This is a genomic window from Nitrosococcus wardiae, assembly GCF_004421105.1.
Lineage (GTDB): Bacteria > Pseudomonadota > Gammaproteobacteria > Nitrosococcales > Nitrosococcaceae > Nitrosococcus > Nitrosococcus wardiae.
This window is the reverse complement of record NZ_CP038033.1, coordinates 3,017,113-3,043,505: the sequence shown is the minus strand read 5'-3', so window position 1 is coordinate 3,043,505 and position 26,393 is coordinate 3,017,113. Positions and strand designations below refer to the sequence as shown.

Below are 26,393 nucleotides of genomic sequence, written 5' to 3'. Positions count from 1 at the left end.
TTAGGTTCCTTCGATAGTGAGTACCACAGCGCCAGTAACCACTAAGTTGATCAATGTCAGGGGCAACATGAGTTTCCAACCATAGGCCATGAGTTGATCATAGCGGGGCCTGGGGAGAGCGGCCCGTAGTAAAATAAAGAAAAATGCAAAGAAAGAAAGTTTAATAAAGAACCAAACTAGAGGCGGCAGCCAAGGTCCTCGCCAACCGCCAAAGAAAAGAGTCACAATCATGGCTGAGATAAGGAGAATAGCCAGATACTCACCAACAAAAAAGAGGCCGAATTTCATCCCCGAGTACTCGGTATGGAAGCCCGCCACCAATTCATTTTCAGCCTCAGGGAGATCAAAAGGCAGACGATGGGACTCTGCGATTCCGGCGATCAGAAATACCACCAAACCAAGAAATTGGGGAATGCAAAACCATAATCCTTGTTGTGCGGCCACAATTTCACGCAGATTAAAGGAACCGGCCAGCATCACGACCCCCATCAGGGACAGGCCCATGAAAACCTCATAGCTCAACATTTGCGCTGCCGCCCGCAGGCTGCCCATTAAGGAATACTTGTTGTTGGAGGCCCAACCGCCTAAAACCACGCTATAGACGGCCAAAGAGGACATGGCCAGAAAAAACAGTAATCCAATATTAAGATCAATAATGCCTATATCCGGGGTAATGGGAATGACGGCAAAGGCGAGTAAGGCCGTTATCACAACCACCGTTGGCGCCAGGATGAAAACCCGCTTGTCGGCGAAAGGGGGTATCCAATCTTCCTTGGTAAAGAGCTTGATGACATCAGCTACCACTTGCAGTATGCCGAAGGGGCCGACCCGATTGGGCCCGTAGCGATCTTGCCAAAATCCCAGCAAACGGCGCTCAATCCAAATCAGCAAGGCCGCCAAGGTAAGCAATACTCCTAAAATGCCGACGATATTGAGCAATGATGCCAAGATGGTATTCATGGTACTTCCTTGGACAGTTGGCCCCAAGCGGGCAGATGGGCCATGTCCTTTAATGCCGGCAGACCCCAGGGAATTCCGGCTATCCCTTGGGGTAAAGTTTTTTGGTAACAGACTGGCAGGTGGTAGGGTTTTCCCGCCAGAATGAGTTCCACTCCGCCGCCGGGGGCCACTTCAAGTTTAGCGGCATCTTCCGGATGAAGGGCAAGGTAGGGCCTAGGGGCCCGTTCAGCGATGGCGGGTGCCAGGATGCTTAGTTCTTCGCTGCCAAAAATATGGTACAGGGGTAAGATCAGCCATTGATCTTCCCGGTGGGGGAAAGCTGGAGGCGTTTGTTCGAAATAGATGGCCTTTGCCTCCGGAGGGGGTTCAATCAGGCGGATGCCGGGAATGCCCCCCCGCAGGGGCCCGCCCACCTCTTCTTGGAACTTGTTGACCGATTGGACGGAATTCCAGGCGGGCGCCCAAAAATACGGTATCAGCGCCCCTGGCAGTTGCCCATAATAGCCCTCCATGGAAAAGGAAAAAGGGGAATCAGGGTCTGCTGGCGGTTTAGGCTCGTGGACACTCAGGTGAGCGCCCATGGCAGTACGCCCGCTGTAGCGATGGGGCTCGCGGGCGATCCGCATCCCTTGGATGCGAAATGTTGCCGGGGGAGCGGCTTGGGGGATATTTCTGAGAGAGTCGATGCTTTCGGCACAGGCGCGAGTGACCCCATCTAGATCATGCCAGAGACCTTCCTCGTGTCCAGCGGCGGTTATGGCCTCCTTTAGCCAACGCCAGCTCTCCTGGATATCGCCCTCTGGAACAAAGACCTGAAAGAACCGTTGGGCTCGCCCTTCTTGATTGACCAGAGTCCCATCCCCCTCGGCGAAGGTTGCGGCAGGAAGCGCTAACTGGGCTTTTGCTGCCGTGGCGTGGTTAATATGGTCGATAAGGATGAGTTGTTTGGCCGCGCTTAGGGCGGCATCAATGGCCTCCTTATCCGCCCGCCGATACAGATCATTCTCCAGGACGATCAGCGTATCCGCTGTGCCCTTCTCCAAAGCCTGAAAGGCTTGACCGAGATCGCCGCCCTCCATAAGGCCTAGCCCCAGGCTGTTGCACTCAGGTACTGTGAAAAGAAGATTGACCTTGTTGTCATCGCCACCCAATGCTGAGGCTACATTAGCGGCAGCTTGGATGATTGTTTCGCTTTGGCAGCCGGTGCCGGAAATGATCAAAGGCCGTTTTGCCGATGTTAGCGCTTGCGCAATGGGCTGGGCGAGCTTGCGCAGTGCCTCGGAAAGATTCGCGACGGCAGGGGCTTCAGAATTGAGTTCATGGGCCACAGCAAAGCCCAACCGAGCCAGATCCTCGGGGGCAGCATGCCAAGTCTGAGTGGCGATATCGTCGAGCCGGGTGGCGACTGGCGAGGCAATAAACAGCGGGTTCCGTTGCTGTTGGGCGGCATTTCGTACCGCGGAATCTTGCCAGCGGGGAATTTTTTGCTGATCGGCAATCTCGAAAGCCCGGTGGCGCACCGATTGGCGCAGGGTCAAGGCCAGCCTCGGAGCGGTATTGGTGACGTCCTCGCCTAAGATCAAGATGGCGTCGGCTTGCTCCGCATCCTGTAAAGAGGCCGAGCGGACCGGCCTGTTCTTAAGAATATGGAGAATGAGGGATATGAGCTGCTGCTCCCGGGCCGCTATTCCAGAATAGAAGTTTTCAGGCCCCACCAGGGTGCGCAGGGCAAAATTGGCCTCCAAGGAGGCGCGGGGCGAGCCGATGCCGATGATCCTACCCGCTTGGGAGAGCAGGGAGGCTAGGTATTGCCGGGCCTCGGCCTTAGGAACTACTTCGGCCTTTTCCCCATTCTTTTCCCGCCACAGGGGTTGGCGGATTCTCCGGTCGCTGTTGACAAAGTCATAGCCGAACCGTCCCCGATCGCAAAGAAAATAACCGTTGACCGCTTGGCTATAACGGTTTTGAATCCGTCTTAGCTCTCCATAGCGTTCGCCGGGACTGGTGTTACAACCCAGACTACAGTGGACGCAAAGGGAAGGGGCGGTTTGCAGGTCCCACTTGCGCGTGTAGCGGGCGCTCAAAGTCTTGTCGGTAAACACCCCCGTGGGGCAGACCTCCACCAGGTTGCCGCTGAACTCATTTTCCAGGACCCCATCCTCATGGCGGCCGAAGTAGACATGGTGGTGGGTGGCAAAGACATTGAGATCTTTTCCGCCAGCATATTCCCGATAGAAGCGCACGCACCGGTAGCAGGCGATACAGCGGTTCATCTCATGCTTGACAAAGGGACCTAAGTATTGATTGCGGAAAGTACGCTTCTTAAACCGGTAGCGGCGGTAAGTGTGTCCAGTCAGCTGGGTCATATCTTGAAGATGGCACTCTCCCCCCTCCTCGCACACTGGACAATCATGGGGGTGATTGATCATTAGCCATTCGATGATGCTGGTGCGAAACGCTTTGGCCTCGGGATCATGGATAGAGATGCGGGTGCTGTCTTGAGCCGGAGTCATGCAAGACATGACGATGCGCCCCTTCGTATCCTCTTCGTTCTGAAACTGCTTGACCGCGCATTGCCGGCAGGCACCCACCGATCCCATCGCTGGATGCCAGCAGAAGTAAGGTAAGTCGAAACCCAGAGATAGGCAGGCCTGCAGCAGGTTGTGTCCGGCATCGACCTCGTAGGATTGGTCATCAATATGGATGATGGCCATCAATTCCTCCAGGGGCAGTGCTGTTCGCGGATATGTCGCTCGAAATCTTCCCGGAAGTATTTGAGGGCGCTTTGCAGCGGTTCCATAGCGCCTGGCGCATGCATGCAGAAGGTTTTGCCTGGCCCAAGAAATTGGGTATGCATTTCTAATATCTCCAAATCTTCCATTTGCCCTCGGCCTTCCTCGATAGCTTGTAGAATGTGCGCCACCCAGGGCAAGCCATCTCGGCAGGGTGTGCACCAGCCGCAGGACTCTTGGGCGAAGAACCGTTCCAGATTGAGAACCATGCCCACCGGACAGGTTTTATCATCTAGAATGATCATTCCCCCGGTACCCATGCGGCTGCCCGCCTCCATGATCGAGTCGAAATCCATCGGGACATCCAGATGTTCCTCCACTAAAAAATCGGTGGAGGCACCGCCGGGCAGCAGGCCCCGGAAGAGATAACCTGCCCGCATCCCCCCCGCATATTCCTCTAGGATCTCCCGGATGGTCGTGCCCATAGGGAGTTCCCAGCAGCCGGGCTGTTTGACTCGGCCACTGGCCCCATAAAGCTTGGTCCCCCCATCCTCGCTGTGACTTAGGTTGTGATACCATTCGGCACCATAGTTGATGATATGGGGCACATTGCAGAGGGTTTCCACATTGTTCACCACGGTGGGTTTGCCCCACAGGCCAGAGGCTTGAGGATAAGGTGGCTTCTGGCGGGGAATGGCGCGTTTGCCTTCCAAGGAGGTGAGTAGAGCAGTTTCTTCTCCACAGATGTAGCGACCAGCGCTAGTATGGATGTGGAATTCCAGGCTAAATCCTGAACCTAGGATATGTTTTCCCAGAAAGCCTTGTCCATGGGCTTCCTGAGCCGCCTGTTTTAGGCAGTGGGCTGCCAGTTTGTATTCGTCGCGTAGGAAGATATAGGCTACATCGGCTTGGGTAGCATAACTGCTGACGATCATTGCCTCAATCAACTGGTGGGGATCGTTCTCCATGAGTAGGCGGTCCTTGAAGGTGCCTGGTTCCATCTCGTCGGCGTTGGCAACCAGATATTTGGGGTGAGGGGCATCGTCGCCCATGGGGATAAAGCTCCACTTCATTCCCGTGGGAAAGCCTGCCCCGCCTCGGCCCCGGAGTTTAGAATCTGTGACCGCTTGCTGAATCTCTTCGGGAGTCAGTTCCTTGATGGCTTTGCGGAGTGCTTGATAGCCGCCGGCCTGCTGGTATTGTGTGATGTCTAGCGGTTCCCGGTCAGGGATAATGTTTTGGGTGAGAGGAGTTGCCATGGATTTTCCGGTCATTGATACCTCCCCAAAATTTCATCGACTTTCTCTGGGTCCAGATCCCGATGCAGATCCTCATCCACCATCATTACCGGGGCATGGTTGCAATCACCCAAACAGCAGGTGGGCAACAGCGTAAATCGATTATCCTTGGAGGTTTCCCCCAGCCCTATTCCCAAACGATTCTGTAAGTGTTGGTACAGCCGGTCATAGCCCATAATCCAGCAGCTGACGCTGTCGCAGAGTAAAATAGCGTGTCTACCTACTGGCCGGCGGAAGATAAGATTATAAAAGGTGGCTACCCCATCCAGTTCCTCGAGCGACATTTCCAGCATTTCCGCGACATCGCGCAGATGCTGGTCAGAGACCCAGCCGTGGCGCCGCTGCACTATCTTGAGCGCTTCCACGGAGCCCGCCTGCTTTTGCTCGTACTGGCGAAGCTCGGTCTCGATCTCTTTTTTCGCTTCATCACTTAGCATAATTAGCGATCTACATCTGCCATTACAAAATCGATGCTACCCAAGGTGGCAATCAGATCAGGCACCATTGCCCCCCGGCTAATGAGCGGAATCATCTGAAGGTGGGGGAAGGAAGGGGTGCGGATGCGTACTCGATAAGGCTGAGTTTGGCCATCGCTAATCAGATAATAGCTGTTGTTGCCTTTAGTCGCTTCAATGCTCACGCAAGCTTCACCCGCGGGAATCACGGGACCCCAGCTGACACTCAAAAAGTGGGAAATTAAGGTCTCAATATCATGCATGGTGTGTTCTTTTCGCGGCGGGGTGGTCAGAGGGTGGTCGGCCTTATAGGGACCGGCGGGCATATGGTCAAGGCATTGCTTGATGATCCGCAGGCTTTGGCGCATTTCTTCAATGCGTACTCGGCACCGGTCGTAACAGTCACCGTGCTGGGCAATTGGGATATCAAACTGAAACTGTTCATATCCTGAGTAGGGACGTTGTTTACGAAGATCCCATTCTAAACCGCAGGCGCGTAGGCCTGGTCCCGTAACCCCCCATTCAATGGCCTCGGCAACCGTGTAACTGCCTACGCCCTGAGTACGCTTTTTGAGTATCCGGTTTTGCATGGTAATTTTGTCGTACTCGTCAAGGCGTGGCGGCAAATAATGTAGAAAGTTTCGAATTAAACGTTTCCAAGCGAAGGGTAGATCTTGGGCTACACCGCCGATACGAAACCAGTTAGGGTGCATCCGGCCCCCGCAAATGGCTTCGATAATGTCAAAAACCCGTTCTCTATCCGTAAACATGTAAAAGACGGGGGAGAGTTGGCCCACGTCCTGCGCAAAAGTGCCGTAAAACACCAGGTGACTGGCAATGCGAAAGAGCTCTGCTAGCATGACCCGGATGACCTTAGCCCGCTCCGGGACTTGGATACCTGCCAATTGCTCGACGGCTAAGACATAGGGGAGGTTATTCATCACCCCACCCAGGTAGTCGACCCGATCGGTGTAGGGAATATAGGTATGCCAGGATTGGCGCTCGCCCATTTTTTCAGCGGCCCGATGGTGATAACCGATATCGGGGACGGCATCGACAATTTCTTCCCCATCAAGCTGCAGAACAATCCGAAAAACCCCATGGACACTGGGATGGTTGGGACCCAGGTTGAGGAATATAAAATCAGTGCTTTTAGCGGTCCGTTTCATCCCCCAGTCTTCCGGTTTAAAGCGTAGAGCCTCTTGTTCCCGCTGTTGTTTTTCTTCAGACAGGTGAAAAGGACCCATCTCGGTTGCCCGGGCCGGATGATCCTTGCGCAAGGGATGGCCCTGCCAAGTAGGGGGTAAAAGAATACGGCGAAGGTGAGGGTGGCCTTCAAAGTTAATACCAAAGAGATCCCAAACTTCCCGCTCATACCAGTTCGCGGCCGGCCAGATCGAGGTAATGGTAGGCAAGGAAGGTGATTCCCCGTGCAAGGGAACTTTGAGGCGGATATCCTCATTCCGATCAAAGGATAAGAGATGATATACCAGGGTAAAATCGCTCTCCGGTTGACCGGGTCGATGGGTTCGGACTCGTTCATCGATAGCCGTTAAGTCGTAGAGCATAGGGTAGGGCCGCTCCACTTCGGATTTGAGATACCGTAAAACTGCGGCAATTTGCCTCTTTTTTACCCAGAAAGTAGGGACTCCCTCGCCGGTTTCTTGCAAGATAAAGTTTGCTTCATCAAATTGCTGATAGAGCGCCTCCCTAATAGAGCTAGCCATGGGGAAAGTCTCCCTTTGGGTTTTGCTCTGGTTTAAACTTCATCTGGACTTCGCAGGACAGTGGCTTGCTGGCGTTCAGGGCGTTTTTGATCCCGCAGGCTCGCTTTGGGTAACTGTTCTACGCCTTGGGGGCCGATCATCCAACTTAAAGGGCGTTTTTCTTTGCCGATCGCCTCCTGAAGCAGTAGTAATCCTTCCAACAGGGCATCGGGGCGAGGAGGACAACCGGGAACATAGACATCCACCGGGAGAAATTTATCGACTCCTTGAACTACACTGTAAATATCGTACATCCCGCCGGAATTAGCGCAGGATCCCATAGAAATCACCCAGCGGGGTTCCATCATCTGCTCATAGAGGCGTTTAATGACAGGAGCCATTTTTATAAACACTGTTCCCGAGATCACCATGAGATCGGCCTCTCGGGGGGTGGCGCGGATGACTTCGGAACCAAAGCGGCCGAGGTCATATTTACTGGTAAAACTGGTGGCCATTTCCACATAGCAGCAGGAAAGCCCAAAATTAAAGGGCCAGATAGAATTTTTCCGGCCCCAGGAGATAAGATCCTGCAACCGAGCAAATAGCAAATTACGCCGGACAGCATCTTCAAAAGAATCTTTGCTCTGTTCAATTGAAGCTGCTGTTTTGGGTTTGCTTAACCACCATCGCATAGGATCACAACCCTCTAGATGTTCGTTTTTTTCTTCCCTGGGGCTGCCAATCCAGAGCTCCTACCCGCCATTCATAAATCAGGGCCACCACCAAGATGGCGATAAAAGCTAGCGCCCCCCCATATCCTATCCAACCTGTTTCCCGGAACGCCACCGCCCAGGCGAAAATAAAAACGGCTTCCATATCAAAGATGACGAACAAGACAGCAACCAAATAAAACTTGGCAGAAAAACGTAACCGTGCGAAGCCAACCGGCACAACACCTGATTCAAAGGGTTCACCGGTCGCTCTTTCCCTATGACGCTGCCCCAAAATATAGGATAGCCCGAGGATTGCTGCGACTAAGGCAAGGACAATACCGGTATAGAGCACAAAAGGCCAAAATTCAGTTGATTGCATGGGGTTGATAAAAATCTTAAAAAAGGCTTTTACTAAACCGTAGGCGAGGAAGGCGCTGGCTGCAAGGTTAATAAATACCTTAAGAAGAGAAGGGGCTTTGGCGGTACTGTCCTTAAAAGGGAATTAGGCTATTATGTTCTTGAGTGAGTGAGAGCCATTCCTCAAACTCTTGGATTGATTTTTCAAAAAGAGGCTTATAGTTTTTTTGGGAAGCATGACTGGCCGGGCTAGCGACCGCTTCGCGATAGATATTGAGCGTTCTTGCGACCCAGTTTTGGGTCGCCTCTAACCCATCACGCTGCAGGAGTAAGTTTATCCTTTCCTTTTCGGTATTAAGTGGTGGCATTTTTCCCTTCAAGGGGCATTAGGGCCCTTCGAAAATTTCATTGAGAGAGAAAGTATCGGTAATAAAGCGGGCAAGTCTTTCCCGGGCTCCTGTGAAAGCGCTTAGATCATGGGTCATCAAGGGTATTACTTCGATTTCAGCACTCACTATGTCGCGTAGCAATTTTACCTGGGTTTTAAGTAGTTCCTTAGGTTTGAAAAGGTAGGCTAGACGGCTTTCCTCTAAAGCATATTTTCCTAATTTCTCTTTTAGATCAGGTTCGAATAAGGAAAGGAGAGAGTCCAAAGTATAGAGGGTAGAAATAAAGCTATCGATGGCTAACACCGCATTGGCTAAATCAACTTCGGACTGGGTGTTTTTGTGCCGTGTAAATGCTTCTTCGCAATTGATAAAACCTCCATAAAGCAATATCGCTGCCCTGGCCTGATGTTGCCGTGGCAATGCATCATTAAGACAACGCTGCTCCATTATTTCAACAAGTTCAATCCACATGGTTTTCCCTGTCTGTTCAATAAATCATTAGACCATTGCCTATCCTCTAGGATAGATCAGGGCTATTCCCTATATGTAGTCGGATATTGGCAGGATTCAAAGAAAAAATTGCATTACACTTTATTAAAAGACTAAAGGAGCTAAGGAGGGCAAAGTGAATATTTTGGGCTAGGGTGCTCAAAATGAGGTTGATATTTAAGCTACTGGAGTTAAGAGGTTGCGATGTTACACGTGCTAAGAAGGATCCAAGGGTTGAAATGCTTCACACTTCATGCCAAAGATGGGGATATTGGGAAACTCCGAGAAGTTTATTTTGACGACTCTTCTTGGAGGGTGCGTTATCTGGTGGTTGAAACGGGTAATTGGCTAATAGAGCGCCCGGTTCTGATTACTCCCGAGGCTTTAGGCTCCATTCATGAAGAAGAATGGATATTGCAAGTGGAATTAACCCGAGAGCAGATAGAGACTGGTCCCCCTATTGATGTAAAAAAACCAATATCACGGCAGCAGGAGGAAGAGTACCACCGATACTATAGTTGGCTACCTTACTGGAGAAGCGATTTGTTTGGCCACCTAGGCCAGGAGTCTAAAAAAGAAAACAAGGGGGAAGAGGTTGGAGACCCCTATTTACGGAGCAGTGCTGAAGTGACAGGGTATCGTATCGAAGCCCGTGATGGGGAGATCGGGCATGTGGAAGATTTTATCGTGGATGAGAAGGACTGGGTCATTCGATATCTGGAAATCAGTACCCATCCAGGGTGGTTTGGAAAGAAAGTTCTTGTCGCACCTGCCTGGATTGAGCAAGTCAATTGGAAGGACCGTAAAGTGCAAGTTGATCTATTGCGTGAAGCTATCCGTTCCGCACCTGAATATGAAGAGGGACAAATTATCGGTCGTGATTATGAAGTAAGTCTCTATGGGCATTATGGTCGCAGCCAATATTGGGAATAACCACTAAAAAATTCTCATAAGGAGCCAGACGATGGAATTTGACGCTGTGTTGCTGTCCCGGATTCAGTTTGCCTTTACGCTAGCTTTTCATATTCTCTTTCCCACCCTTACCATCGGGCTTGCTGTATTTCTGGTGATTATTGAGGCCTTATGGTTAAGGACAAAAAAGGATTTGTATTATTACATCTACAAATTCTGGGTAAGGATTTTCGGGCTGAGTTTCGGGATGGGCGTGGTCTCTGGCATTGTGCTTTCCTTCGAGTTTGGAACTAATTTTAGTCGTTTCTCTGAAGCCACGGGAAATGTCCTCGGCCCACTGCTTGGATACGAGGTGATGACGGCTTTTTTCCTTGAGGCGAGTTTTTTGGGTGTCATGCTATTTGCATGGTATCGAGTAGGTAATCGTTTGCACTTTCTGTCAACTTGTGTCGTTGCCTTGGGGACTATCATTTCTGCTTTCTGGATATTGGCGGCAAATTCCTGGATGCATACACCGGCAGGATATCGTTTGGAGGAAGGAATTTTTTACGTAACGGATTGGAGTGAGGTGATTTTTACTTCTTCTTTCCTTTATCGTTTTACTCATATGTTGTTCGCTTCCTTTCTTAGCACTGTTTTTCTGATCGCCGGTGTAGCAGGATGGTATTTGTTAAAGGGTCAGCACGAGTTTGTGGCCCGTTCCTGCTTTTCTCTTACTCTGGGGTTAGCCGCGGTGCTTGCCCCTGCCCAAATTCTCATGGGTGATCTCCACGGTTTGCAGGTTCAGCGAGATCAACCTATGAAAGTGGCTGCCATGGAGGGACTTTGGGAAACTGGCCGTGAAGTACCTTTCCTGATTTTTGCTTGGCCAGACCAGGAGAAGGAAACCAATCACTTTGAGATAGGTATCCCCAAGGCTGCTAGTCTGATTCTTCAACATGATCCAGAGGGCGAGGTAAAGGGTCTGAAAGAGGTCACCCCAGATCAGCGGCCCAATGTGCCTATTGTCTTTTTCTCTTTCCGAATAATGCTATTTAGCGGGTTTTTATTTCTAGGGGTAGCATGGATAGGGTTATGGCTTCGCTGGAAAAAGCAACTTTATAAACAGCCTTGGTTCTTTCGCCTTTGCATGTTTACTGCCCCCTTAGGTTTTGTCGCCACGGTGGCGGGGTGGGTGGTTGCGGAGGTGGGTCGGCAGCCTTGGATAGTGCAAGGCTTGATGCGGACGGTAGATATGGCTTCTGATATTCCGGCACAGGCCGTGCTGATCTCCCTTTCACTCTTTGTGTTGGTCTATGGGATTTTATTCTTGGCCTTTGTCTATTACCTTTTCAAGTTATTCCGAGCCGGCCCTGATTATAAAACCGAGCCACCCCCCTTTACCTCAGCCCGCACAGCGTGGCTTCCAAGTGGATGAAAGCGGAAGGAGAAAATTATGGATCTGGTGCTAATTTGGGCTGTACTGCTGTCTTTTGCCATTTTGATATATGTGATTCTGGATGGTTTTGACCTAGGAATCGGGATACTTTTTCCGTGGGGTCGAGATGCCAAGGAGCGGGATATGATGATGAACAGCATCGCCCCAGTTTGGGATGGCAACGAGACTTGGCTTATTTTTGGGGGCGGCGGGCTTTTTGCGGCTTTTCCCCTAGCCTACAGCATCTTAATGCCGGCCCTTTATATCCCCGTTCTGATAATGTTGTTTGCCCTAGTTTTTCGCGGTGTTGCCTTTGAATTTCGTTTTAAATCTGAGCGCAGTCAGGGGGTATGGGACGGAGCATTTAACTTTGGCTCTTCTGTAGCGGCCTTTGCTCAGGGCTTAATCCTGGGGGCTTTTATCCAGGGATTAGAAGTCACCGAGGGGGGCTATACGGGAGGGGCTTTAGATTGGCTGACCCCTTTTAGCCTGATGACGGGTTTTGCCTTAATGTGTGGTTATTCCCTATTGGGAGCGACTTGGCTTATCATCAAAACCACGGGAGAGTTACAGCAGTGGGCTTACCAGGCTGCCCGTTGGTTGCTGCTCATTGTCTTAGCTTGGATTGCAATGGTGAGCCTCTGGACACCTCTAGCTAAACCTGAAGTTGCCGAGCGCTGGTTTTCTTGGCCTAATTTTCTACTTTTGTCTCCTATCCCTGTCGCTACCCTGGGGGTCGCTCTCGCCCTTTGGCATGCTTTGAAAAAACAGCGTGAACGGGCTCCATTTATCTTCAGTGTATCCTTATTTTTTCTTTCTTTTATTGGTCTGGCGGTAAGCATCTGGCCTTACACCATACCCTATCAATTGACCCTGTGGGAAACTGCAGCACCCCCTGAATCCCAACGCTTCTTATTGGTAGGTGCCGTCATCCTCGTGCCTCTCATTCTGGGTTATACCACTTTTAGTTATCGCATATTTAAGGGAAAAGTCGCTGCGGGAAGGAGCTATTACTAAATAATGGTTCAATAAGTTAATGGCAAGAGGGGAAAATATCAGCTCCGAACTGCTGATTATTGACGGTTCTATAGGGGAAGGCGGGGGGCAGATTCTACGCACTTCACTGGCTCTTTCCCTGTGTTTAAACAAACCCTTTCGTATCATCAACATTCGCAGCAGGCGAAAAAAACCTGGCCTTAGGCCCCAGCACCTGGCGGCAGTTCGGGCCGCGGTTGAGGTGGGAAATGCTCGGGTGCAAGGGGCAGACATCGGCTCGCAGGCATTAACTTTTCTCCCTGAGCGGATAAAGACCGGTCCCTATAGGTTCGATATTGGTACTGCCGGGAGCACCAGCTTGGTGCTCCAGACGGTCTTACCGGCGCTGTTGCAGGCAAAGAGGGTTTCCCAGTTAGCGTTAATCGGTGGTACTCACAATCCATTGGCGCCACCCTTTGAGTTTTTGCAGCAGGCGTTTGTCCCATTGATTAACCGTATGGGGCCTTCCTTGAAGATTGAGCTGGAGCAGCCGGGATTTTATCCTGCCGGCGGAGGTATGGTGCATGTCCATATTGATCCCAGAGACCGCTTGGAGCCGATTCACCTGCTTGAACGGGGCAATATTGTTGATATACAGGTCTGTGTGCTGCTGTCTCGGTTACCGGATCACATTGCCCAGCGGGAGCTGCAAGTATTGTCTAAGGCGCTCGATATTCGTAAAGAACAACAAATTATCACTTTAGTGAGCAATGCCAGAGGCTCCGGCAATGCGGTTACAGTGAGCGTAATCAGTGAGTTTATTACTGAAGTGTTCACCGGCTTCGGTGAGCGGGGCGTGCGCGCGGAAACTGTGGCGCAACGGTTAGCTGGCAAAGTACAGCGTTATCTCCAGGCTAAGGTGGCGGTCAGCGAGTATATGGCTGATCAATTGCTGTTGCCCATGGCGTTGGCAGGAGCAGGGTCCATGTTGACTGTGCAGCCCAGTCTGCATACCAAAACTAATATTGAGGTTTTGCAACAATTTATGCCTCTTGAGGTGAGTGTGCAAGAGCAGGCCCCGGATCGTTGGATGATTGCGTTACAGGCTCGGTAAGTTTTTGCACAGGAATCATCAGCATTTGAAAGGATAACAGGCTCTCCTCGCCCGGTGTAGAAGACAGGAGTCGGCATCTGTTGCCAGGATCATCAGGTCTAGGTTCTACATATTCAAAGAAAAATTATTGCAGACAGGAGGTGTCCCTGACAGAAATTAAGTCATTCTGACCTGGCACTTGGTACAAGGCTTTGCTATAGATTTATAGCAGTGGCAAGAATAAACGTCCCACCCAGTTGCTGCAATTAGCGATTGGTGTAAACAAAGGGCAAAGAACAGGATGCCGATATGCCAAGAAAAGAAATCGAGTTAGAACATTCTATTGAGCACCTTTCCATACTTGATGAGAATGGCAGTCTCGATCAGGATTTAATGCCAGAGCTCTCCAAAAAGCAATTACTTCGGTTCCACCGAGGGATGTTGCTTGCTCGCCGCTTTGATGAGCGCTTGTTGTTGCTGCAACGGCAAGGACATATTGGAACCTTTGCGCCCGTCAAGGGTCAGGAGGCAGCGCAAATTGGCGCTGTTGCCAATTTAAAAGCTGAAGATTGGATGCTTCCCGCTTTCCGCGAAATTGCCGCTATCCTCTGGCGAGGGACGCCCCCTTCAGCCCTAATCATTTTTAATGCAGGCTACAATGAAGGTGGAAAGATTCCAGAGCAGCAGCGAGATTTTCCCAATGCAGTTCCGGTAGCCTCCCAGCTTCCCCATGCGGTGGGAGTTGCTTATGGGATTAAATACCGGAAGAAACAAGAGGTCGTGTTGACCTTCTTTGGCGATGGAGCAACTTCCGAAGGCGATTTTCATGAAGCATTAAATTTTGCCGCTGTGTTTGGGGTCCCCGCGGTTTTTGTATGCCAGAACAATCATTGGGCCATCTCCGTTCCCCGTGAGAAGCAAACCAAGTCCAAGACCTTGGCACAAAAAGCTTTGGCCTATGGGATACCGGGGATTCAAGTGGATGGTAACGATGTCCTGGCCGTTTATGCAGCAACACAAGAAGCGGTTGATCGTGCCCGTTCTGGTGGGGGGCCTACTTTGATTGAGTGTATCACCTACCGCCTTACCATGCATACCACCGTGGATGACCCTACCAAGTATCGTCAAGAAGAGGAGGTCAAAATTTGGGAAAAGCGGGATCCCTTGCCGCGATTTCAAAAATTTTTGCAAGAAGCGGGACACCTCTCAGAAAAAGATATCGATGATCTAGAGAAGGAAATAAAAGAACAACTGGATGCAGAGTGGTCAGAAGCCCAGCAGCAAATGGAAAAGCTGGGTAACCCTCTCGATATGTTTGAGTATATCTATGCCCAATTGCCCCCTTATCTTCAGGAACAAAAAGAATTCTTCAGCCAGTTTATAGAGGCGCAAGAGGAGGCAGATCATGCCTGAACTCACTATGGTAGAAGCGCTGAACCTTGCTCTTAGGCAAGAAATGGAAAAGGATGACCGGGTGATGGTGCTAGGCGAAGATGTGGGCGTAGACGGTGGGGTATTTCGGGTTACTGATGGTCTCATTGATGCCTTTGGTGAAGAACGAGTGATGGATACCCCTTTAGCAGAGGGGGTAATTGTGGGGGCTTCCCTTGGCATGGCGGCTTATGGACTTCGGCCTGTTTGTGAGATGCAGTTTTCTGGATTTAGTTACTTTGCTATGCACCAGGTAGAGGGCCATGTCTCCCGGCTGCGTTGGCGTTCCCAGGGACGTTATACCGCTCCCATGGTTATACGAATGCCTTATGGTGCTGGTGTTCATGCACTGGAGCATCATTCCGAAAGCAAAGAAATCTACTATGCCCATACGCCGGGACTCAAAATGGTCATACCCTCTAGCCCTCGTAACGCCCGGGCCCTCTTAGTCAGTGCTATTCGCGACCCTGATCCAGTGGTGTTTTTTGAACCTAAGCTGGTTTATCGTGCTTTTCGCGAGGAAGTTCCCGAGGAAGAAGAAACATTCCCTTTAGGAAAATCCAGGATTCTACGAGAAGGCAATGATCTGACCTTAATTTCCTATGGCGCTATGCTGCATCGCACCTTAGAGGCCGCGGCTAGGCTGTCAGAAGAAGAAGGGGTGGAGGCAGAAGTTATTGATCTCGTCACTATACATCCTCTGGATGACAAACTATTCACTGAATCGGCCCGGAAGACGGGCCGAATCGTTATTGTCCATGAAGCTCATCGAAGCTTTGGACCCGCAGGGGAAATCATGGCCCGTTTGATAGAGAAATCGTTTTTCTACTTGGAAGCCCCAATTCAACGGGTCACTGGATTCGATGTCATTGTGCCCTTCTTTGCACGAGAACAGGACTATTTACCTACCGTGCCCCGTATTCTGGCAGCGGCCCAACAGGCGCTCAGTGCATAAGGAGGGAATCCCATGGCTGAAGAGTTTAAATTTCAAGACCCGGGCGAAGGTATCCATGAAGCGGAAATTCATGAAATCAGAGTGTCTGAGGGAGACTCTGTAGAGGAAGGAGAGATTCTTCTGGATGCGGAGACTGACAAGGCGACCTTTGAACTGCCGGCTTCTTTCACTGGCACCATTGAGCAGATCAAAGTCCAAGAAGGGGATCGAGCTCAAGTAGGTGATGTGTTGATGACTTATCGAGCAAAGGGAGAACAGGCTCCGACTGAGGAAAAAGCACAGCCCGAGGAGGAGAAAAAAACTCCGCCGGCAGAAGAAATCTCCGAAAAAAAGCAGCCGAAACCTGAGCAGCCCCCCCAGCCAGAGAAAGGCCCAGTGCCGGCATCGCCGGCAACTCGGCGGTTGGCAAGAGAATTAGATGTGAATTTGCGGGAGGTTTCAGGGAGTGGACCCGGCGGGCGTGTGGAATCTGAAGATGTTAGAGCGTACGCAGAGCAGAAAAAGAAGGCGCCCAAAGAGGAGAAGCCACCACAAAGAGCGGGCCGTTTTCCATCCGAGGCTCCTCCTTTGCCTGATTTCAGCCAATGGGGGGTTGTAAAAACCCTTCCATTCCGGGGTATCCGGCGCAGAACCGCTGAACGCATGGCCCTAGCTTGGTCCCAGATCCCCCATGTCACCCATGAAGATGTTGCTGATATTACGGAACTTGAGGAATTTCGCCGCCAGCAAAAAGCCACTGTGGAAGCCCAGGGTGGTCGGCTTAGCTTGACTGTGTTGGTGATGAAAGCCGCCGTGGCAGCGCTTAAAAAATTTCCCCGTTTTAATGCCAGCTTAGATGTGGAATCGGAAGAGATTATTTTAAAGGAATACTATCATTTGGGGATTGCGGTAGATAGCGAACAAGGATTGATTGTGCCTGTCATACGGGATGTGGATCGTAAAAGTCTTATCGATTTGGCTATTGAACTGCCGCAACTGGTGGAGCAGGTACAAAGCGGTAATATCAAACCCGAGACGATGCGGGGTGGTACCTTCACGATTACTAATCCTGCCCCCATTGGAGGAATGCGTTTTGCCCCCATCATCAACTATCCCCAGGTTGCTATTTTGGGTATGGGCCGCGCGCGGCTAGAACCTGTCATCCAGGGGGATAGGGAGGATTTTACTGTGGTTCCCAGGTTGCGCTTACCATTAATTGTGGCTTTTGATCATCGGATAAATGATGGGGCCGATGCAGCTCGTTTTGCTCGAGCCATTGTCAATACTTTAGCTGATCCAGAAGCTTTTATGTTGACGGTTTAGGAAAGGAAGGGGGATTAAAATCCCCCTCCTAAATGTTGTTAATTATTCTGGCAATCCTTCTTGAGTGGTGTCAAAAAATATCTGACGTCCATTTATTTTTTGGATAGGACGATAATTATTGGCGCAACAGGAATGATTTAAAATTTTCCTAAATTTTTCTATTTGTTCACGGGACATCTCAATGGGTTGTTTTAATACTACCCATTGGACTCCTTCTGTGCAGGGAGGGGTGGTAAATGAACCTTTATAGCGGTAGGTGCGCCGATGGGTCGGTAAAGCATCGCCAATATTTAGAGAAAAAGGCAAATAGAACTCATTTCCTTCATGTATGGGTAAATGTTGCCAAACTCTTTTTAAAATTTGATTTTCTTCCCCTTCGCGGATAAAGACAGTGACCACCGCTACTGGGGTATCACTATCAGGGTCAATGCTGAGATGCACTAAGTGCATTTCCATATCAAAACGAGCTCCGAGGGCTAAAGTATGTTCGCTATGGCTATGGAAATGGAACTGATGGAGTTCATAGTCGATGTTTTCGATCTCGATAAAGCTACCCGGATCGTATTCTAATTCAATAGTCCGGCCATTATTAAAAATATGAACTGACGTTGGTTGATAGAAAAAGCCGATATCGGAAAGATCCTTAGGGATAGCTGTCATCGGATCGATATCGATGGGGGATTGTTCCATGCCCTCGGAGCAAAGATAAAAGTTAGAATCTAGTTCAGCCCATTTGTCCGGCCCATTGTAATCATCGTAACCCCAGATGGTTTCATCTTCCCTGCCTCGGAGTATATGTTTATATTCTGGGTTTAGATTGGTATAGGCCCCAGCTATGAGAGGCAGCTTCTGAAATAGATTATACTGATCTGCACTAGAGGGAGCGATGGCAGACAGTGATAACGCTACAATTGTTATTAATTTCCTGCTTTCTTTCATGGTTATTATATCCTTTATTATTCTCATATTGGTCTGAGATGAACTATGCTAGCTCTCGCTGCTATCAGGCGGTAATTGATGGCTAAGCCCCAATAAAGTCTGGAGCGGCCATACCGTCTATTGGTGTTTATAAAGTAGATGAGCATAACAGCGCAAGTGAGAACGCTTTCTACTTAGTAGCGAATTTCATGGAATTTTCTGTGAAAATGTAGATAAGTTTATAATTAATAAAGGAATAAAGAGATTAAAGTAATGTGCTGGCAGGCAAGAGGCGGGGGAAACCTATATGGGTGATTTCAGCTGATCTTTTTGGCCGTTAACAACAGCTAATCTAAGTGTGCGGCTGTGCTTGGTGAATGTGGTAGAAAGACATCGGCTTCCCTGCCTATTTTCCTGTCTTCCTTTATCTTTGGAGCATTCAAAATTTAGAGAAATTTTCATCCGGGTATAGGTAATTCGAGAATGGTTTCAGAGTGCATCTTCTCTTGCTCTAGGATTTGCTCCATCATTTGCTGCATGACATCCATACGTTGTTCCATATTTTGCATCCATTCTTGGGTGTCTTGAGCCGTAATTTTTTGGCCCATATTATTTTCGTGCCCTATCATGTGATGCATTTCCTGCATTTGTTTGAGCATCAATCGCATGTGTTCTCTCATGAGCTCGTTACGCTTCTTTCCTTTTGCGGCCTGTGCCTTATTCATTATGGTCTCCATTTCTTGGAGACGCTGCTGCATACGCTCCATATTTACCTGGGGTTCGGCACCATAAGCAGGCGCTATAGCGAGCATTATCATAGGGATAATATAACGGGTTTTCATAACAGAACTATCTCCCGTTTAGAGGATAATCAAAATAAAGCATAGACACTTTTTATGAGCTAGCCTAGTAATTGATGTGAGTAAATGGCAGAGGTATTACTGCAAGTAGTGGATAGGGCGGTAGTGGAAGGCTGGGATAAAGACTCGGTGCTAGTTCTTGCCGCTGCGGTGGAAGGGTTTCTAAGCATATGATTGCCTATGGCATTCAAGAGGCCACCCATTAGTCATGTCTTTAAGTACTGTCATTGTCGCTCTGAATGCCTAGTTTTTAATGTGATTTGAATAAAAGAAATTAAAGAGGAGTATGTGACATGAGCCATTCTGACGAGTTTGCCCACTGGCGTCCCCACCCTTGGCATGGTTTAGAAACGGGTTTGAATCCCCCGGGATGTGTCCATGCCTATATTGAAATTACTCCCTTTGACCTCATGAAATATGAAATTGATAAAACTACGGGTTATCTCCGGGTTGATCGTCCTCAGCGCAGCTCTTCGCTTCCCCCGGCGCTGTATGGTTTTATTCCAAGAACCTATTGTGGTGATCAAGTGGCAAGCCTTTGTGAGGGAGCAGAAGAGGGGGATGGAGATCCCTTGGATATTTGTGTACTCAGTGAGAGGCCCATTAGTCGCTCGGAAGTGATTTTGAATGCGAGAGTAGTGGGTGGATTGCAGACCATTGATCATGGACAGATCGATGACAAGATTATTGCCGTGCTAGAAAAGGATGATTTTTTGGATGCCGCTAAGGATATTTCTGATCTCCCCGCTATTCTAATTGAAAGGTTACGTCATTATTTTGCTACTTACAAGATGATACCTGGCGAATCTTCACCGGTTTCCATAGGCCAGACCTATGGCCGCGAACATGCTTTCCAGGTGGTCACTGCATCCATGGAAGATTACGCCAAAAAATATATCCATTCATAGAATGGCTTTCAGTTATTGAAGTGCTCCCTTTTTGAGCGGAGAATTTTTATTTTTAGAGAGGGAAAATCCTTCAATAAGCTCATAGAAAAGAGATAACGATTATTAGCATGTTCGATAAGTCCTGTTTGCGCCTTTGAGAGAGGAAACGTTATTAAATAATTTAGTAACAGCGGCGTTGAACTAACTGCTAGCCTGCCGTCCCCGCCTATTGCTTAATTCCATAAAACTCAGCCTAATTGACTGCTATCTCGCAGAGATAATGGTTAGATGGGGGCAGAATTTTTGCTTGGTCCTAATAAGCCATTCTTTGCCTGAAACCTTTACTTATTGGGTTAAGAGACGATGACTTAATAAGTCATGGGGCAACGATAGTCTTAGGAAAGAGAAGCGAAACACTGGTGATCATGGGAATGCATTGTCAGAAGAAATCAAGTAGGTCTAAACGCTGCAAAGGGAATCTATAAACTTTAAGGTTTATACTATTTATATTGAAATCATTTATATTGAAATTTTTTTTATTAAAGTACGGCACAATGATTACTATCAACGAAAGATCTTTTGAACTCGTTCGCGAAGCTAGGGATGAGGCTTTTAAAAGAGGCATTCCTGAGCAAGCGATGAATGTTTTTTTTACATTTTATTTAGCTAATTACGCGGCAAAGCTAGAAAGAGCGTTAGCTAACTCTATTGAAGAAAGAACGCATGAAATGATTGAACGATGCAGAGGACTTTGAAATTTCCGGGTTCTGATAAAAAGGCCTCCGCAGCAAGATACCCTGAAAAAGGCAGGGACCCCTCTTAAGTCACTTGCTTGTGACTTTTAAGTTAATATATTAATTTTTTATTTTAAATATTTGGTATTAAATATATTTTTAATAAAAAAACGATTGCTGCTAATCAATGGCGTTTTGATGGTTTACTTAAATGTGATTGTTAATATCGTGTATTAATAATTTAATATAAGCTTCTAAAAAACATCAAATTACATTCTTTGATTGAATTGGTATAAAGTTGAGCACTGAGCTGCTTGGAGTTAGGGCTATTGCAAAGTGCCACCTTGACGGGGTTATTTTTTATCTAAGGATCTGAAGATAGGATCTAGGGTCGTTCCAAACCCAAAAGACCCATGCCATGATTGCCATAGGCCTTGACTTGATTGGCTCCCCGGGACGGGCTCGAACCGCCGACCTAGTGATTAATAGTCTATTTGCTGAGTACTTGGCCCCTGACCAATTCACTGGGTTTATAATCTGGGCTATTCTTCCTTATCCCGACTTTCTGCTCCGTTGCCCCTCAGATCCCTATCTGCAAACCTCTTTTAATTTTTTGCAAAAACTTCCTAACCGTATTTTTTTAGCGCGGTTTATCTTATGTCATGCAAACAGGATGAGTACCAGATGCTTGCATTCTCATTTGCAATTTATCTTAAGAGGTAAGAAATGAAAAATTACAAGTTCAAATCCCTTTTATCTATCGTCCTTGCCAACTTTATCATTGTCCCTGCTTTTGCCCAGCCGTCTGCTAACTCTTCAGCGCACTTAATAGAGTGCCTTGCTACTACTTTCAATCAGTAAATAATCTATACAGCTTAATTTGAGAATCAGTGCCGGGCTGAATGTTACAGGATTCTGGCAAGGTGACGAAACAGTCCAAGGGCGGGTAATTGCCGTGATATTGGGCTGCTTTGTGCCGGGCATGGTGTATGCGCTTATTCAGGCTATGAATGCTCAGCAGACAGACAGCAAGGTACCCGTCAAAGCCAGGGCCAAAGAACGCACTAAGACCCAAGTACGCAAGCTGGAGGCGGCATAATGAGTAAGACAGATACGAGGAAGGTGGTTCCTTTGCGCTTGGCGCCTCCACCTGCCAAGCAGGGAGGCGCACCCACCATTGAGATATTGGAGAAGCTTCTCCATATGGCGAAATGTGGCGAATTGGAGGGAATTATCTTTGTCGCCATGAAAAAGGGGGACCATAATAGTTACGGCTGGGCCGGAAAGGCAGGAAGTAATTCCCTGGAAACATTGGGTGCCCTGGAGCGGCTAAAAGATGAACTCTTAGCGTATGCCAAGCAGCGAGGTTTATAAACCCTTACCGCACCCCGCCTGCCTGGCGGGGTTTTCTTTTTCCCGAGGTACCTATGAAAAAAATAATAGTGTTTGTGTCTATTTCCCCCCTTACCGCCCTAGCCGACTACCATGGCCGCGTGGTGGGAATATCTGATGGCGATACTCTAACCCTACTGACACCCGCCAAGAAACAAATCAAAGTCCGACTAGCCGAGATCGACATACCCGAGAAGGGGCAACCGTACGGAAGCCAGGCAAAGCAGGCTCTCTCTAATTTGGTATTCGGCAAACAGGCGCGGGTAGTGGTGGAGGATGTTGACCGCTATGGCCGTACGGTGGGCCATTTTTTTATTTTTTTCGCAATCTACATATAGCTTGGATACAATCATCGCAACCATTTCCGGTTTGATATCCACATCCATCATATAGGCTGCATCTAACACATCCTTTATCGTATCTTCCAAAAGTTGTTCATTAATAACCGATGGCTTTTCAATCCCTGGATGGATGTCCCACGGCTCCACCCCTAGAAACTCTGCCCAACGCTTAGCCGCGGCCGGGCCGATAGCCGCGTGTCGCCCTAGCTCCCCAGAAATTAAAGAACGCTCTACCCCCATGCGCTCAGCCACATAATTTTGAGTTACTTTAATGCCTTTCTTGAGTTGTTCCTTCTTATATTCGTTATACCGCCTATTAATATTTTCCTTAGCCTGTTTCTGGTCAGGCGTCTCAAGTATGCTCCGACTCATTACTCTAGTTCGATTGCTGTTAACTGAGGCAAACGTTATTATATTACCCCGATTTTATTAATATTGTGCTGGTTAAACGCGGAGATTATGGAGGCTATAAAAAGGAAATTCCCCAATATAAAAAAGGCCGATTTTTCCTTCTGGCGCTTACTTACTGCTTACATAAACAAAAACAGCGGCCCTGCATGGTTGCATAAGCCGCTGATTTTAAATGGCTCCCCGGGACGGGCTCGAACCGCCGACCTAGTGATTAACAGTCACCCGCTCTACCAACTGAGCTACCGGGGAAGAAAGCGCATATCCTAATAATCCTTGCCGCTTTCGTCAACTTATTTAAGTTATCACAATGGCAATTTAGGGGTTAAGAAAAGCAGTAATACGCTCCAAAGCCTGCTCCAGGTTTTCCATGCTGGTAGCGAAAGAGAGGCGCAGATGGCCAGGTGCGCCAAAGGCGGATCCGGGTACCACAGCAACGCCCGCTTCATTGAGCATCTTTTCAGCTAGCTCCACGTCATCTTTAATCTCCCCTCGTGAGGAAATAACCGCTTGGATATTAGGGAAGGTATAAAAAGTTCCGCTTCCAGATAAACACTGGACTCCAGGGAGGGCACTCAGTTGTCCGACCACAAAATCATGGCGGTTTTTAAATTCTTGGCACATGGTCTTGATACAAGTTTGATCTCCCTCTATTGCCGCTTGGGCGGCTACTTGGGAGATAGAGGTGGGATTCGAGGTGCTTTGGGATTGAATAGACTTCATCGCTTTGATAAGCGTTGCTGGGCCCGCTGCATAACCAATGCGCCAACCTGTCATAGAGTAGGCTTTGGAGACGCCGTTGAGTACCAAGGTGCGTTCATAAAGATCGGGGCAGGCATTCACGATATTACAAAATGGCTCTGTACCCCAATAAATGTGTTCATACATATCATCAGTGGCGACAAGCACCTGGGGGTGGCGGCGTAGGATTTCACCTAAGGCAGCAAGTTCATCGCCTGTATAAGCGGCACCAGTAGGGTTGGAGGGGCTATTGATCACCAGTAACCGGGTGAGGGGGGTAATAGCGGCTTCCAGTTGTTCTGGGGTAATTTTGAACTGACGTTCCTGCGGGGCAGCAATGACCACAGGGATGCCCCCAGCCAAGAGGACCATATCCGGATAGGAGACCCAATAGGGTGCTGGTATGATAACTTCATCCCCTGGGTTCAGGAAGGCCTGGGCCAAGTTGTAAAAGCTTTGTTTACCGCCCACAGAGACGAGGACTTGGTTAGCCTCGTACTGGAGGCCATTTTCCCGGGCAAACTTGGCAATAATGGCCTCTTTCAGGCTGGGGATACCATCAACGGCAGTGTATTTGGTGAAGCCATCTCGAATGGCTTGGATAGCTGCTTCTTTAACGTGTTCTGGCGTATCGAAGTCAGGCTCACCGGCCCCCAAGCCGATGATATCTTTGCCCTCGGCCCGAAGAGCTTTAGCGCGGGCGGTGATGGCCAAGGTAGGAGATGGCTTAATTTGCTGAACGCGTGTCGAGAGAGTGATGTCCAATTGAAGCTATTCCTAATCGAGAAAATGTTACGATAACCTTCAAACTTTAAATATAGCGAATTTGTGTTTTTTCAAAAAGGTTTCAATGAAACAATGAAGCGTGTACTTCAGCTGGTGAGTGATTATCAGCCGGCAGGAGATCAGCCGGAGGCCATAGAGCGGTTGGTCGAAGGTCTAACGGCGGGAGAAATGTATCAGACCCTGCTTGGGGTCACAGGATCGGGTAAGACCTTCACTATAGCCAATGTAATTCAACAGGTTCAGCGACCAACTATTATTTTGGCGCCTAATAAGACCCTCGCGGCCCAGCTTTATAGCGAGATGCGGGAATTCTTTCCCCATAACCCTGTGGGTTATTTTGTTTCTTACTATGATTACTATCAGCCTGAGGCTTATCTGCCTGCCTCCGATACTTATATTGGGAAAGACGCGTCAGTTAACGATTATATAGAGCAAATGCGCCTTTCCGCGACCAAGGCGTTTTTGGAGCGCCCCGATGCCATTGTAGTGGCCAGTGTCTCTGCTATTTATGGGCTGGGTGATAAGGACAGCTACTTAAATATGGTGCTGCATCTCATGGTGGGGGACACGGTGGATCACCGGGGGATATTACGTCGCTTGGCAGAGCTGCAATATCAGCGCAACGATACGGATTTGTGCCGCGGTACCTATCGGGTGCGGGGAGAGGTCATTGATATCTACCCCGCTGAATCGGAGCAAGAGGCCATCCGGGTAGAACTCTTCGATGATGAGATAGAGGGCCTGTCTTACTTTGACCCGTTAACGGGTGAAATACTGTACCGGGTGCCCCGCTTGACTATCTATCCCAAGACCCACTATGTGACTCCTCGGGAGATCCTGTTGCGGGCTGTGGAGGACATTAAGATTGAGCTTGCTGAGCGGTTGGAACAGCTTTATGGGGCTAATAAGCGGGTTGAGGCTCAACGTTTAGAACAGCGGACCCGCTTTGATATCGAGATGATATTGGAGCTAGGTTACTGTACGGGCATTGAAAATTATTCCCGTTTCCTGTCTAGGAGACAGCCAGGGGAGGCGCCACCGACTTTATTTGATTACCTGCCAGAGAATGCTTTGCTGATTATTGATGAAAGTCATGTGACGGTGCCCCAATTGGGAGGCATGTACCGAGGTGATCGGGCACGGAAAGAGACTTTAGTTGAGTATGGCTTCCGCCTGCCCTCGGCCTTGGATAATCGGCCGCTGAAATTTGAGGAATGGGAGCGTTTGGCACCTCAGACCATTTTTGTTTCGGCGACCCCCGGGCCCTATGAGCAACAGCGCTCGGGGGCCGTCATCGAGCAGGTGGTGCGTCCTACAGGGCTGATTGATCCAGAAATTGAAGTAAGATCTGCCAGCACCCAGGTGGATGATCTGCTCTCGGAGATCCGTCAACGAGTAGCGGCGGCGGAGCGGGTATTGGTGACGGTGCTCACTAAGCGCATGGCGGAGGATCTGACCCAGTATCTGGAACAGCATGAGGTTCGGGTGCGCTACCTTCATTCGGACATTGATACCGTAGAGCGAGTAGAAATTATCCGCGATCTGCGTTTGGGCGAATTCGATGTGCTGGTGGGAATCAACCTACTACGGGAGGGGTTGGATATCCCGGAAGTCTCTTTGGTGGCCATTCTAGATGCAGACAAGGAGGGTTTTCTCCGGTCAGAGCGATCGCTCATTCAAACCATAGGCCGAGCAGCGCGCAATCTTCATGGAAAAGCTATCCTTTATGGGGATGAAATTACCGGTTCTATGGGCCGGGCCATTGCTGAAACGGAAAGACGGCGGAAAAAGCAAATTGCCTTTAATCAACTTCATGGGATTACCCCCCGCGGTGTGCAAAAATCGGTGCGGGAGATCATTGATGGAGTTTATGCACCCGGCATGGGTAATGCTCGCCAATACGCCCAAGTCGCCGAGGATGCTGCTGAGTATACCCGCCTACCGCCCCAGCAATTGGCTAAACGTCTGCAGCAGCTAGAGCAGCAGATGTATAAACATGCGCAGAATCTGGAATTTGAAGAAGCCGCCCGCTTGCGTGATGAAATTGAGAAAATCAAGGCCTGGGTCTTTAGAGAGGCTGCTCCTTTGGCTGGGCAGAGCCGGGAAGCCGTCAATTGAAGCTAATTTTGGGTGAATATTGCC

General features: G+C 49.2%; 24 protein-coding genes, 1 tRNA gene and 1 pseudogene. 13 read left to right on the top strand and 13 right to left on the bottom strand.

What is annotated here, in order from left to right:
- The 9 genes and pseudogenes from nuoH to E3U44_RS14405 form a co-directional block, all read right to left on the bottom strand.
- Complete coding sequence (gene nuoH, locus E3U44_RS14445) at window positions 1-960, bottom strand: NADH-quinone oxidoreductase subunit NuoH (protein ID WP_134358833.1); 960 nt, start codon at window positions 958-960, stop codon at window positions 1-3.
- Window positions 957-3,674, bottom strand: a complete 2,718-nt coding sequence (gene nuoG / locus E3U44_RS14440) for an NADH-quinone oxidoreductase subunit NuoG (RefSeq protein WP_134358832.1) — start codon at window positions 3,672-3,674, stop codon at window positions 957-959. Before nuoG ends, nuoH begins: the two co-directional genes overlap by 4 nt.
- A complete protein-coding gene (gene nuoF / locus E3U44_RS14435) occupies window positions 3,674-4,966 on the bottom strand; it encodes an NADH-quinone oxidoreductase subunit NuoF (protein ID WP_134358831.1) in 1,293 nt (430 codons plus the stop codon). The genes nuoG and nuoF overlap by 1 nt, the downstream gene beginning before the upstream one ends.
- The gene (nuoE, locus tag E3U44_RS14430) at window positions 4,963-5,427 is read right to left on the bottom strand and encodes an NADH-quinone oxidoreductase subunit NuoE (protein ID WP_134358830.1); all 465 of its coding nucleotides are present in this window, start codon (window positions 5,425-5,427) and stop codon (window positions 4,963-4,965) included. Before nuoE ends, nuoF begins: the two co-directional genes overlap by 4 nt.
- A 2-nt stretch (window positions 5,428-5,429) precedes the next feature.
- The gene (gene nuoC / locus E3U44_RS14425; RefSeq protein WP_134358829.1) at window positions 5,430-7,172 is read right to left on the bottom strand and encodes an NADH-quinone oxidoreductase subunit C/D; all 1,743 of its coding nucleotides are present in this window, start codon (window positions 7,170-7,172) and stop codon (window positions 5,430-5,432) included.
- Window positions 7,173-7,330: 158 nt separating this feature from the next.
- Window positions 7,331-7,843: pseudogene (locus E3U44_RS14420) on the bottom strand (NuoB/complex I 20 kDa subunit family protein); the annotation flags it as partial.
- 4 nt (window positions 7,844-7,847) lie between these two features.
- Window positions 7,848-8,243 (bottom strand): NADH-quinone oxidoreductase subunit A, encoded by a 396-nt coding sequence (gene ndhC / locus E3U44_RS14415; protein ID WP_134358827.1) that lies wholly within the window; start codon window positions 8,241-8,243, stop codon window positions 7,848-7,850.
- A 112-nt stretch (window positions 8,244-8,355) separates the two neighbouring features.
- Window positions 8,356-8,589: a hypothetical protein gene (locus E3U44_RS14410; protein WP_134358826.1), complete on the bottom strand. Its 234-nt coding sequence runs from the start codon at window positions 8,587-8,589 to the stop codon at window positions 8,356-8,358.
- A gap of 18 nt (window positions 8,590-8,607) precedes the next feature.
- Window positions 8,608-9,081, bottom strand: coding sequence for a hypothetical protein (locus E3U44_RS14405; RefSeq protein WP_134358825.1), 474 nt, complete (start codon window positions 9,079-9,081; stop codon window positions 8,608-8,610).
- A gap of 222 nt (window positions 9,082-9,303) precedes the next feature.
- On the opposite strand from E3U44_RS14405, the gene E3U44_RS14400 reads away from it, so the two are divergent.
- The 7 genes from E3U44_RS14400 (at window position 9,304) to E3U44_RS14370 (ending at window position 17,184) form a co-directional block, all read left to right on the top strand.
- Window positions 9,304-10,032, top strand: coding sequence for a PRC-barrel domain-containing protein (locus E3U44_RS14400; RefSeq protein WP_134358824.1), 729 nt, complete (start codon window positions 9,304-9,306; stop codon window positions 10,030-10,032).
- Between the two features lie 31 nt (window positions 10,033-10,063).
- Window positions 10,064-11,428 carry a cytochrome ubiquinol oxidase subunit I gene (locus E3U44_RS14395; RefSeq protein WP_134358823.1) on the top strand — a complete coding sequence of 455 codons (1,365 nt, stop codon included), beginning with the start codon at window positions 10,064-10,066 and terminating at the stop codon, window positions 11,426-11,428.
- A gap of 18 nt (window positions 11,429-11,446) precedes the next feature.
- Window positions 11,447-12,445, top strand: a complete 999-nt coding sequence (gene cydB, locus E3U44_RS14390) for a cytochrome d ubiquinol oxidase subunit II (protein WP_134358822.1) — start codon at window positions 11,447-11,449, stop codon at window positions 12,443-12,445.
- Between the two features lie 19 nt (window positions 12,446-12,464).
- A complete protein-coding gene (rtcA, locus tag E3U44_RS14385) occupies window positions 12,465-13,517 on the top strand; it encodes an RNA 3'-terminal phosphate cyclase (RefSeq protein ID WP_134358821.1) in 1,053 nt (350 codons plus the stop codon).
- Between the two features lie 288 nt (window positions 13,518-13,805).
- Window positions 13,806-14,909 (top strand): pyruvate dehydrogenase (acetyl-transferring) E1 component subunit alpha, encoded by a 1,104-nt coding sequence (pdhA, locus tag E3U44_RS14380; RefSeq protein ID WP_134358820.1) that lies wholly within the window; start codon window positions 13,806-13,808, stop codon window positions 14,907-14,909.
- Complete coding sequence (locus E3U44_RS14375; protein WP_134358819.1) at window positions 14,902-15,882, top strand: alpha-ketoacid dehydrogenase subunit beta; 981 nt, start codon at window positions 14,902-14,904, stop codon at window positions 15,880-15,882. The genes pdhA and E3U44_RS14375 overlap by 8 nt, the downstream gene beginning before the upstream one ends.
- A 12-nt stretch (window positions 15,883-15,894) precedes the next feature.
- Window positions 15,895-17,184, top strand: coding sequence for a dihydrolipoamide acetyltransferase family protein (locus tag E3U44_RS14370; protein ID WP_134358818.1), 1,290 nt, complete (start codon window positions 15,895-15,897; stop codon window positions 17,182-17,184).
- Between the two features lie 42 nt (window positions 17,185-17,226).
- On the opposite strand, the gene E3U44_RS14365 is transcribed toward E3U44_RS14370, so the two are convergent.
- Both E3U44_RS14365 and E3U44_RS14360 read right to left on the bottom strand, forming a co-directional pair.
- A complete protein-coding gene (locus E3U44_RS14365; protein WP_134358817.1) occupies window positions 17,227-18,123 on the bottom strand; it encodes a carbonic anhydrase in 897 nt (298 codons plus the stop codon).
- Between the two features lie 437 nt (window positions 18,124-18,560).
- Complete coding sequence (locus E3U44_RS14360; RefSeq protein ID WP_134358816.1) at window positions 18,561-18,944, bottom strand: hypothetical protein; 384 nt, start codon at window positions 18,942-18,944, stop codon at window positions 18,561-18,563.
- A gap of 311 nt (window positions 18,945-19,255) precedes the next feature.
- Here E3U44_RS14360 and E3U44_RS14355 point away from each other — a divergent pair, with 311 nt between their 5' ends.
- The 5 genes from E3U44_RS14355 (at window position 19,256) to E3U44_RS14335 (ending at window position 22,313) form a co-directional block, all read left to right on the top strand.
- Window positions 19,256-19,870 carry an inorganic pyrophosphatase gene (locus E3U44_RS14355; protein ID WP_134358815.1) on the top strand — a complete coding sequence of 205 codons (615 nt, stop codon included), beginning with the start codon at window positions 19,256-19,258 and terminating at the stop codon, window positions 19,868-19,870.
- A 533-nt stretch (window positions 19,871-20,403) separates the two neighbouring features.
- The gene (locus tag E3U44_RS14350) at window positions 20,404-20,604 is read left to right on the top strand and encodes a hypothetical protein (protein WP_134358814.1); all 201 of its coding nucleotides are present in this window, start codon (window positions 20,404-20,406) and stop codon (window positions 20,602-20,604) included.
- An 859-nt stretch (window positions 20,605-21,463) separates the two neighbouring features.
- Window positions 21,464-21,682, top strand: a complete 219-nt coding sequence (locus tag E3U44_RS14345; RefSeq protein WP_134358813.1) for a hypothetical protein — start codon at window positions 21,464-21,466, stop codon at window positions 21,680-21,682.
- Window positions 21,682-21,957: a hypothetical protein gene (locus E3U44_RS14340; protein ID WP_134358812.1), complete on the top strand. Its 276-nt coding sequence runs from the start codon at window positions 21,682-21,684 to the stop codon at window positions 21,955-21,957. The genes E3U44_RS14345 and E3U44_RS14340 overlap by 1 nt, the downstream gene beginning before the upstream one ends.
- Window positions 21,958-22,010: 53 nt before the next feature.
- Window positions 22,011-22,313, top strand: a complete 303-nt coding sequence (locus tag E3U44_RS14335; protein WP_134358811.1) for a thermonuclease family protein — start codon at window positions 22,011-22,013, stop codon at window positions 22,311-22,313.
- 587 nt (window positions 22,314-22,900) lie between these two features.
- On the opposite strand, the gene E3U44_RS14330 is transcribed toward E3U44_RS14335, so the two are convergent.
- Both E3U44_RS14330 and E3U44_RS14325 read right to left on the bottom strand, forming a co-directional pair.
- Window positions 22,901-22,976 (bottom strand) — tRNA-Asn (locus tag E3U44_RS14330).
- A gap of 66 nt (window positions 22,977-23,042) precedes the next feature.
- Entirely contained in the window at window positions 23,043-24,230 is a 1,188-nt protein-coding gene (locus tag E3U44_RS14325) for a pyridoxal phosphate-dependent aminotransferase (RefSeq protein ID WP_134358810.1), read from the bottom strand.
- A gap of 93 nt (window positions 24,231-24,323) precedes the next feature.
- Here E3U44_RS14325 and uvrB point away from each other — a divergent pair, with 93 nt between their 5' ends.
- The gene (gene uvrB / locus E3U44_RS14320) at window positions 24,324-26,369 is read left to right on the top strand and encodes an excinuclease ABC subunit UvrB (RefSeq protein WP_134358809.1); all 2,046 of its coding nucleotides are present in this window, start codon (window positions 24,324-24,326) and stop codon (window positions 26,367-26,369) included.
- The last annotated feature ends 24 nt before the right edge of the window (window positions 26,370-26,393 follow it).